This is a genomic window from Pseudomonas sp. P4_C3 (genome assembly GCF_056402075.1).
In genome coordinates, this window is record NZ_JBFUIC010000566.1 from 1 (window position 1) to 1703 (window position 1703).

Below are 1703 nucleotides of genomic sequence, written 5' to 3' on the forward strand. Positions count from 1 at the left end.
GCCCATCTCATGCCTCCGTCTTTTGTTCCGCAGTGTGTCGTTGGGTCAGCGGAATCAATCTGCCAGGCTGTTCCTGGGCAATCAATTTATCGAGGTTACGGCGAAAACGTAGTGGTCCCGAGTCGGAAGCCAGATCGATGTTGGGCGTGCGCTTGTTGGCCATCCCCTTATGTACGGCACTCAGCACTAACCGATCTTCGGCAAAGGCGTGTCGCACGTCTTCGTCGAACTGGCGTGACACTTCTTCATTTTCGGTATCGAAGTTACGGACCTGGAACCAGTAATAACGTGTGTTCGATTCGTCGATGGGGGTCATGAAGTTGTAGGAGTTCATCAGGAACACATGTTCGTGCAGTTCACCTTCATCACTACCCGTTCCAGCGGGCGTGAACAGGGCCTTGATAATGGCCTGGGACGGGTAATGCACTTCGTAGTGCTGCTTACGATCACAATGACCACTGAACTTGACGAACTTGGCATAGAACGGTGCCACCTCGACATCGCGCATCCAGCGCGAAACAATCACACCGTCATCGGTTACCGTGGTTTGCAACGGTTCCTCTGCGCAGGCTGCGTTACCAAAGGAAGATTGATGCACCCAGGCGACATGTGCGGGGTCCAGCAGGTTGTCGGTCATGTACAGGTAGTTGCACGGGATAACCATACTGTCGCCGCGATTGAGACCCCACGCGGGGTCACCCCATTCAGGCACGTGACAAATTTTCGTTTCGTCTGCCAGTTCGATATCACCCATCCAGATCCAGATCAAACCGTAGCGCACCGCGAGGGGGTAGCTGCGAACCTTGGCGCCTTGGGGAATGCGTTGACTACCGGGCGCACGGACGCAGCTACCCGAGCAGTCGAAGGTCAAACCGTGGTAACCACATTCAATGTCATCACCTTTGCGACGGCCCATTGACAGTGGCAGCTTACGGTGAGGGCAGGCATCTTCGAGGGCTACCGGGGTGCCGTCACTCTTTCGGTAAAGCACCACAGACTCACTGAGAAGAGTTATGGGGTACAGATCATCACCCAGCTCAGCTTCACTGGCGGCTACATACCATGCGTTTCGCAAAAACATGGGGATTTCTCCTTATTATTTGGTTGTTCGCCTTGTGCTGGCGAACGATGGCTAACAAGGAGGACAGGTTACGAGGATCTGATTGAGTGAGAATAGATGTTTAAATCTGTTTGTTTATTTAGATTTACTAACAGGTCATTGGGTTGGATGAGTGCGAGAAGCCTGGACTTGAGCCCGTCTCGGGCAACGCATTCAAGACCGCGCAAGGCAGTCTTGAATGTGGGGTATATCAATGGTTTTCAGCCGTTGTGGTGGGCCAGGGATTTACTGATTGGCTGGCGATTGAATGAGTGGCAATGCCACCAAAGCACGCTCCCAAATTTGCCGAGTGCGCTCCCAAACGACGGCTTGCCAATCAAGATCGGCTGGGTAGAACTGTTCGATTAGCTCCAGTTTGATTTGCCCGGCAACTGGATCTGTGAAATCCCCGTGCAGGTGCAACCAATGGTCGTTGCGCAAAAAAGTATGGATCTGTTCTCCCGGATAAGTGCCGCATTCAATGACGAATGGCATTAAGTGTATGTGCGGTAGCGCGTCAATGATGGCTTGTGATGTGTAGCCAGTCGCTGTTGCGGCTACGCCCGTATCACTCTGGCTGCCAGGTCCGGTGATCAGGGTATAC

2 protein-coding genes are annotated in these 1703 nt (G+C 53.1%); both read right to left on the minus strand.

Going from position 1 to position 1703, the window contains the following annotated elements:
- Positions 1–7: 7 nt before the first annotated feature.
- A complete protein-coding gene (locus AC1DVH_RS30690; protein WP_223531546.1) occupies positions 8–1081 on the minus strand; it encodes an aromatic ring-hydroxylating dioxygenase subunit alpha in 1074 nt (357 codons plus the stop codon).
- Positions 1082–1345: 264 nt separating this feature from the next.
- The coding region (locus tag AC1DVH_RS30695; protein ID WP_477756956.1) for a DUF2817 domain-containing protein at positions 1346–1703 on the minus strand (358 nt) is incomplete at its 5' end.

What these genes read in the sequence shown, in the direction of transcription:
- AC1DVH_RS30690 (WP_223531546.1), bottom strand. Translation starts at nt 1,081, where the DNA reads ATGTTTTTGCGAAACGCATGGTATGTAGCCGCCAGTGAAGCTGAGCTG.